Source organism: Candidatus Saccharimonadales bacterium, from assembly GCA_035480635.1.
In the GTDB taxonomy this organism is placed as follows: Bacteria; Patescibacteriota; Saccharimonadia; order UBA4664; family DATIHN01; genus DATIHN01.
In genome coordinates this window covers 1-6,889 of the sequence record DATIHN010000002.1, presented here as the reverse complement: position 1 = coordinate 6,889, position 6,889 = coordinate 1, and the positions used below count along the sequence as shown (strand labels likewise).

The 6,889-nt window shown below is 52.6% G+C and carries 8 protein-coding genes, 2 tRNA genes and 2 rRNA genes; 8 read left to right on the top strand and 4 right to left on the bottom strand.

Going from position 1 to position 6,889, the window contains the following annotated elements; translation table 11 throughout:
• Positions 1–826, top strand: a 16S ribosomal RNA gene (locus tag VLE72_00180); the annotation flags it as partial.
• A 189-nt stretch (positions 827–1,015) separates the two neighbouring features.
• On the opposite strand, the gene VLE72_00175 is transcribed toward VLE72_00180, so the two are convergent.
• From VLE72_00175 to VLE72_00165, 3 genes are all read right to left on the bottom strand, one after another.
• Entirely contained in the window at positions 1,016–1,279 is a 264-nt protein-coding gene (locus tag VLE72_00175) for a peptidoglycan-binding domain-containing protein (GenBank protein ID HSX14317.1), read from the bottom strand.
• Between the two features lie 259 nt (positions 1,280–1,538).
• A complete protein-coding gene (locus tag VLE72_00170) occupies positions 1,539–1,796 on the bottom strand; it encodes a hypothetical protein (GenBank protein ID HSX14316.1) in 258 nt (85 codons plus the stop codon).
• 72 nt (positions 1,797–1,868) lie between these two features.
• On the bottom strand, positions 1,869–2,363 hold the full coding sequence (locus VLE72_00165; GenBank protein ID HSX14315.1) for a hypothetical protein: 495 nt from the start codon (positions 2,361–2,363) through the stop codon (positions 1,869–1,871).
• A 212-nt stretch (positions 2,364–2,575) separates the two neighbouring features.
• Between VLE72_00165 and VLE72_00160 the strand changes: the two genes are divergently transcribed.
• Positions 2,576–2,652 (top strand) — tRNA-Ile (locus VLE72_00160).
• 101 nt (positions 2,653–2,753) lie between these two features.
• On the opposite strand, the gene VLE72_00155 is transcribed toward VLE72_00160, so the two are convergent.
• The gene (locus tag VLE72_00155) at positions 2,754–3,077 is read right to left on the bottom strand and encodes a hypothetical protein (GenBank protein ID HSX14314.1); all 324 of its coding nucleotides are present in this window, start codon (positions 3,075–3,077) and stop codon (positions 2,754–2,756) included.
• A gap of 150 nt (positions 3,078–3,227) precedes the next feature.
• On the opposite strand from VLE72_00155, the gene VLE72_00150 reads away from it, so the two are divergent.
• The 6 genes from VLE72_00150 to VLE72_00125 all read left to right on the top strand — a co-directional run.
• Positions 3,228–3,303, top strand: a tRNA-Ala gene (locus VLE72_00150).
• 38 nt (positions 3,304–3,341) lie between these two features.
• Positions 3,342–3,770 (top strand): hypothetical protein, encoded by a 429-nt coding sequence (locus VLE72_00145; protein ID HSX14313.1) that lies wholly within the window; start codon positions 3,342–3,344, stop codon positions 3,768–3,770.
• A gap of 75 nt (positions 3,771–3,845) precedes the next feature.
• On the top strand, positions 3,846–4,256 hold the full coding sequence (locus VLE72_00140) for a hypothetical protein (GenBank protein ID HSX14312.1): 411 nt from the start codon (positions 3,846–3,848) through the stop codon (positions 4,254–4,256).
• Between the two features lie 40 nt (positions 4,257–4,296).
• The gene (locus tag VLE72_00135; GenBank protein HSX14311.1) at positions 4,297–4,560 is read left to right on the top strand and encodes a hypothetical protein; all 264 of its coding nucleotides are present in this window, start codon (positions 4,297–4,299) and stop codon (positions 4,558–4,560) included.
• 395 nt (positions 4,561–4,955) lie between these two features.
• Positions 4,956–5,831, top strand: a complete 876-nt coding sequence (locus VLE72_00130; GenBank protein ID HSX14310.1) for a hypothetical protein — start codon at positions 4,956–4,958, stop codon at positions 5,829–5,831.
• A 362-nt stretch (positions 5,832–6,193) separates the two neighbouring features.
• A 23S ribosomal RNA gene (locus VLE72_00125) occupies positions 6,194–6,889 on the top strand; the annotation flags it as partial.

Sequence of the window (6,889 nt, the reverse complement as noted above, 5' to 3'; positions counted from 1 at the left end):
AAATGCGTAGAGATCGGAAGGAACACCAATGGCGAAGGCAGCTTGCTGGGCCACACCTGACACTGAGGTACGAAAGCGTGGGGAGCGAACAGGATTAGATACCCTGGTAGTCCACGCCGTAAACGATGGATGCTAGTAGTTTGAGGTATCGACCCCTTGGGCTGCGAAGCTAACGCGTTAAGCATCCCGCCTGGGGAGTACGAGCGCAAGCTTAAAACTCAAAGGAATTGACGGGGACCCGCACAAGCGGTGGAGCATGTGGTTTAATTCGATGCTACGCGAAGAACCTTACCAAGGCTTGACATCCTGGGAATCCCCAAGAAACTGGGGAGTGCCGCAAGGAGCCCAGTGACAGGTGTTGCATGGCCGTCGTCAGCTCGTGTCGTGAGATGTTGGGTTAAGTCCCGCAACGAGCGCAACCCTTATCGTCTGTTGCAATTTCAGGCGAGACTGCCCCGGCCAACGGGGAGGAAGGTGGGGACGACGTCAGGTCAGCATGGCCCTTACGCCTTGGGCTACACACGTGCTACAATGGCCGGTACAACGCGCAATTGCCAACCCGCGAGGGGGAGCTAATCGTATCAAAACCGGTCCCAGTTCGGATTGAAGGCTGCAACTCGCCTCCATGAAGTCGGAATCGCTAGTAACTGTAGGTCAGCATACTACAGTGAATACGTTCCCGGGTCTTGTACACACCGCCCGTCACACCACGAAAGTTGGGGGTACCCGAAGTGCCTACTTGCTAGGCCCTAAGGTAAACTCAGCGATTGGGGTGAAGTCGTAACAAGGTATCCGTACCGGAAGGTGCGGATGGATCACCTCCTTTCTAGGGAGAAACGTCCGCCGTAAGGCGGATCCAAGAGCTTTGACTCTTGGTCGCGATCAACTGATCGAGCCGTCAGGCAACTGACTGGCTCTCATGCTGGTCGTGGGAACTTCTAGGTCGGACGGTTACCTGCACTACTTAGGTTTTCAAATCAAAAACACCCCGATCGGGGTGTTTTTGGTGTAAGCCTTATGGCGTTAGGCGCTGGCAGATCCAAATAGTATCAATGCTAGTAGCCTGCAAGTTGACGCAACTCTGAAACTTAGTCCACGTTTTTGAATCAACCGTGCCAGTAGGCCGGATGCCGTTCTGACTTTGAAACTCTACGACATAACTATTGGTGACAGCATCAAAATTGCCATTTATGGCTGGTGGCCCGCCGATGTGGTTATCGCCCAGTTCAATTAAAAACTGCAAGAAATTAACACAATTGCCAGAATTTCCCAGACTCAAGCGCCCCGGAATGCCTTTTGAATTTTGACAGTTATATTGTGAGATTAGACTAACCCAAGGCGTAGGAGTAGATGATCGGCGATACGAGCGTGTTCCTAAAATAGATGCCGATCCCAATATGGCCAAAGCCAACCCTAGAAGCAGTAGATGGGTTAAATCGAATCTTGATGTTAGTTTGCTTGGGTGTTTATCTGCCATGTCTCTTGTGTTTAATTATTACTTTCGACTAAGCCTTGTCAAATAAAGACTATGAATAAGCCTAGGGTTGATTGAGATTGATTAGATGAGTCAGGGGAGATAGTAACCAGGTGAAAAAAGGCGTACCCAGGCCGGTAGCGATTAAGATGCCGACAAAGACCAGTAGCACGGCTAAGATTTTATAAGCCAGATAGGTCGAACCACCACCTAATTTGCTTTCGATCCAATCTTGCCGGCCGGTCAGGTTGACCAGTTGTAAATTGAATTTAAGCATAATGGTCCCGGCGGCGATGGCAAGTAAACCATAAACGATTTGCATAAACTCATTATAAAGCAAAACGGCCCGGGGCCAGGAACATCCATGTTCCTGAACCACCGGGTCGCGGGGCCTCTACGAGGTGAATCCGGTCACGCTGGCATCGATGTCGGCTAGCCGTGCCGAGCCCCTGAGCATCCAAACCCAGAAGTGCTGGTGACCGTCGGCGAAGGCAGCCGTGTCCGCGGGCTGGAAGAAGGCCTCCAGGGTCAAGACGCGATCGGACTGGGCGACGACATCGATGTTGGCGAAACCCTCGCCACTCATGATCGCCAGCATCTCGCCCGGGTCGAACAAGTCGCCCTGGAAATGGAAGGTCAGAGTGACGAAGCTGACATGAGCGAAGTGGTTGGGCACCACCACGTTGATGGCGGCGTTGTTGCCGCGGGTCGGGCCTTGGCAGATGGCTGGCTCGGCCACAGGGCAGATCATGGTTTGAGTGTTGGACCGAACGAGTGAGACGCGAGCATCCACCGTTACCGGCGGCGGCTCGTTGGCGCTGGCGCTAGCAGCAAACATCAGAGTCGGAAGGCTCATCAACAGAGCCAGGGCGAGCAGGCGAAACCTCACGGGTGTCTCCTTCGGTTTGGGGAGGGCGCAAACAGACTTACCTGAATGATTAGACGATTATACATTAAAGCAATGGTTTTGTCAATGGATGTATGTTAAAATAACTTAGGTTAGTAACTTGAGAGTTTTAGTAAATTCTGCTTAAATACTATAGTTCAAGACCCTAAATAAGCCGAAGGCAAACCAAGCAAGGCTGTTTACAATTTGGACGTGGGCTTGTAGCTCAGCTGGTTAGAGCGCGTCACTGATAATGACGAGGTCGCAGGTTCGAGTCCTGCCAAGCCCACCATTTTATTATCGAAGTTGTTTTAAAAGAAAAACCCGCACAAAGTGCGGGCGTGGAGGAGCCGGATCGGGGCGGTCCGGCTCCTCCTGCTGGCGTCGGCGCGATCAGGCGGGAGCGTTGGTGCTAACGGTGAAGGTCTCGCAGCGGTCGTTGCGTATCTGAGTGCTGAAATGGGTGCCGGGCGTGGCCTCGGTAGCGATGGCTGCCAGTTGGTTGGCCTTGGGGTCGCCGACGATGTCCTCGAGGCAGGCGTGCCTGGGGGCGGTCCTTCGGTTCCCGGTGTAGTGCACGTGCACGGGCTGGCCTTCGTGTCGAACGGCATTCCTCAAGACACCCATGGCCTGGCCGAAGGCCGCTTCACTGTGGCCATTGAGGAGCGCGAATTCGAGCAGCTCGGTCCTGGCCTTGTGCGGCTTCATCGTCGTCATGGCTTCTGCCTTGACCCTGATCGGAACAAGCTCCCGAGTTGCCGTTCTGGACATTTCAAACTCCCTCCGGAGGTGCAGCGTTTTGCTAAATTGATTGTGCTACTAAGCCTAGAGTTTTGCAATAGGTTATGCTAAGGTGTGGCCTTGCGTGGGGCACTAGCTCATTTGGTAGAGCGCCTGCTTTGCAAGCAGGAGGTAGCCGGTTCGATCCCGGCGTGCTCCACCATTTTTAGTTCGCGGGTGCAAAGCCGTTATAATATTCTTATGCTTCTCACAAACCATACTCTAGCCGGTATTGCGCTGGGGCTAACCATCGATGATCCGCTGGTTTTAGCACCAGTAGCGGTGGCATCACACTTTGCGCTCGATAGTATTCCGCATTTTGGTGGGCAGCGCTTTAACTTTGACGATCCAATCGGTCAGAAATTGGCCTTTTTTGATTGTTTGAGCGCTCTGGCGCTTGCGATCGGGGCAGTCGCGATTTGGCCTCAGCGCTTCCCTCAGCTATTTGTCGGGGTGCTAGGAGCAACAGCGCCTGACCTACTTTATGTGCCTCGATATGTTATGGGCATCAAATTCTGGGAACCGCTGTTTCGCTTTCATCACAAAATCCAGCTTGAACGATGGTGGGGGTTGGCTACGGAGCTGACTGCGACCTCGATATTAATAATGATTTTACGTAAACATTTATAAAGGGGGTTTGCCCCCGGCAAGCGTCTAGCGACGCCCGCCGGGGGCTGTGGCTTGTCGTCCCGTACAACTGCAGATGTGCTCGGCGTCGGGGTTAGAAGGGATGCTTGGCATGAGCTCGAAAGCTTCTTGCATGACAGCATGCTCTTCATCGGAAGGGACCCGGCGGATGCTCTTCCAGGTCAAATCCGAGTATTCGAGGTGCTGGGGCTGGAAGCGATGTTGCTTGTTGCAGTTGAGCCGGAGCTTCCTGAAGATGTGACCTTGGGCCGCTGTATCACCGTTGTCGGCCCGGGTTTTGACATCTTCGGAGACCCATATGCCGGTGACGTCTACCCACTGCCGGGTGTCATAGAACGTGATTGTGGCATCGAGCATTGCCTGCTGAGGCAAGGCGACTCCATTCTGTCGAGGAACGATACATTAGTACTATACCATACTTTTATGCTAAAAACAATCATTTTTATGCTTGCCAAAATAGCAATTTAGGTGCAGAATATCCGCCAGAACCTTGATTCAAGGGAGGGGCATGCAACATTTTCCGGTTTCACCTAACGAAGTCAAAGCTTTCTTGGATTTGGCCAAATGGCTAGTCCTCATGCTGTTACCGTTTGCGGCGCTCGTAGCTTTGATTGAACAGCGTGGCGGGGACTTGCTCGACTACCACCTATCAAGGTTGCGCCATCGTCGGAACAAGCGTCGAGACAGTCGTTGGATCAAGTCCGAACATCGTCGCGGAGTCGAAGAGATCGAGGCAGTGCTGCGCTTGGAATCGATACTGAAAGAGTATTGATGACTGATGCGTCAAGCTCGATCAGCGGCAAGCGGGCCTGGCTGCGTGGTAAGATCGCAGCCATTCCTGAGGTAGCGCGCCGCTGAGTGCGGCGCCGCCCGGGTTACTGCTCATCTCCCCGGGCCGGCGACGCGTTGGGGGTGCCCCGTTTCTGCTCCCGCTCGCGCGGGGCACTCCCATTTTCGCGCAATCTGCGCCAGATCGTGCGGGGTGGTGTCCAAATACCCCCGGGCACCACCCCGCACCTTTCCGCTCCATTAATACTGGGGCGGTTTTTCATTCGCTGACTTTAAGCTTGTATTTCTCGCAACGGATACCCATAATAGCGCTGCACCTAAACATCCGGGGAACCTCAACAAGAGGGAAACCACAACTGAGAAAGGTAGGGGAACCGCATGGGGAACCTATACGAAGGCACCAAAGACCTTGCTGGCACCATGTTGGCTGCCGACAGAGCCGGAATTGCTCCCGAACTCTGGGATCGCTTCCGCGCTGATGAAAGTTTCAGAAACAGGCTAGCGGAGTTCATGAAAAACGGGGCCTGTGCCGATCCGTATGGATCCACTCGCCCTTACGCCAACTACGCCCCACCGCTGAAAGTTTTCGGGGCCTGGGAATGGCAGACCTTCTTCAACGTTGCTTTGTCTCTCGACCAACACCGGGCTGCCAACGAATTCCCATGGGTCGGTTCAAGCTCCATTCCCCAGCAGAGTTGTCCTTTCTGGCCGAAACACGAGATCATGGAAACGCACTTTGCGTTTTTGGGTCTTGACGTGGTCCATCCACGCGACCCAAATATTCCTCCCTTCGCAGTGACTCTCGAGAACATCTCCGTGCTCCTGGAATTGGCCTGCTGGGCAAAACGCCCCAAGCTGAGTTCGCCTTACACCGATTTGATAGAAGACTTCAAGGGCGAAACTGTCCTATCGCGTCAGGTGAAGTTGCGTTGGTATATGATTCCACTGCAACCGGCCGGCGATATTGAGACTGGTCATCCCGATGAGTATGAAACTATCGGTGCGGTCGAATGGTTGTTGGGCCAAGCCCTGTACTATCAGATGTACAGCGCAGAACCACCGATTGATCTGCCGCCGCATAGACCTCAAAGTGTTGAACAGCTAGCCCGCTTGAGGATCGCCAATACATCGGATGTTGTTGAGCACGGGTCCGTTCAGGCTCGATTATGGGCACTCCCGGGCGCAGTCGGGGCAGGACGGATGGATCAACCGCACCACCGGAGGTTGGCGCTTTCACGCAAGCTGCCGGAGTAGGCAAGACCGATTGGGCCGGGGAGGAATCCCCGGCCCGAAAACGTTTAATTAACCCTTGACCACTACTGTCTCCAGATGCTAAGATGATTACCGACTTTAAAGAGGCCCGTAGCTCACTGTGAGTAGACAACAACCAACAAAATTAGCGGAGGTCACCCCCTAGTACGGTTTTTTGTCTGTTTAAATGTGAGCTCCGACCAACGTCGGAGTTTTTAAGTCTTTTGAAAAATATGATTCCAGTAACTCAGGAGAAAAAAATCATCATGAATTTGGGTAAACGAAAAATATAGTAATTTGCGTGTGCAAATTGCTAGTCAAACATTCGACAATTATTGCCATTGGCATTAGTTGTCGCTCTCAAGTAAAAAGTTACTTAAGGGCGCATGATGGATGCCTTGACGCAAGAAGCCGACGAAGGACGTAGAAGGCTGCGATAAGCCTCGGAGAGCTGCCAATCAAGCTTTGACCCGGGGATGTCCGAATGGGGAAACCCAGTACAGAAGAAATATCTGTATTACCACTAGCTGAATATATAGGCTAGTCGGAGGGAACCACCTGAACTGAAACATCTAAGTAGGGTGAGGAAGAGAAAGAAACCTCAATTCCCTGAGTAGTGGCGAGCGAAACGGGATGAGCCAAAACCTTTTTAGTTTCCGTGTGTTTACACGCGGATAAGTTGACAGACGAATGCTAACAAGGGGTTGTGAGATTACAAACGACCATTAAAGGATGCTGTTACAGCAATGCAAGAGCAGCCTTTTATGCGACAGACCACTGTCATGAGTCTGGTAAGGTCAGAAAACTAGAGCATTAGTGGAACGGTCCTGGAACGGCCGGCCAAAGAGAGTGAGAGCCTCGTACATAAAAATCTCTAGTCCTTATGTTTGTTTTCTCGAGTAGGTCGGGCCACGTGGAATCCTGACTGAATCTGGGAGGACCACCTCCCAAGGCTAAATACTTCTTGTGATCGATAGCGAACAAGTACCGTGAGGGAAAGGCGAAAAGAACCCCGGAAGGGGAGTGAAATAGATCCTGAAATCATGTGCCTACAATGAGTC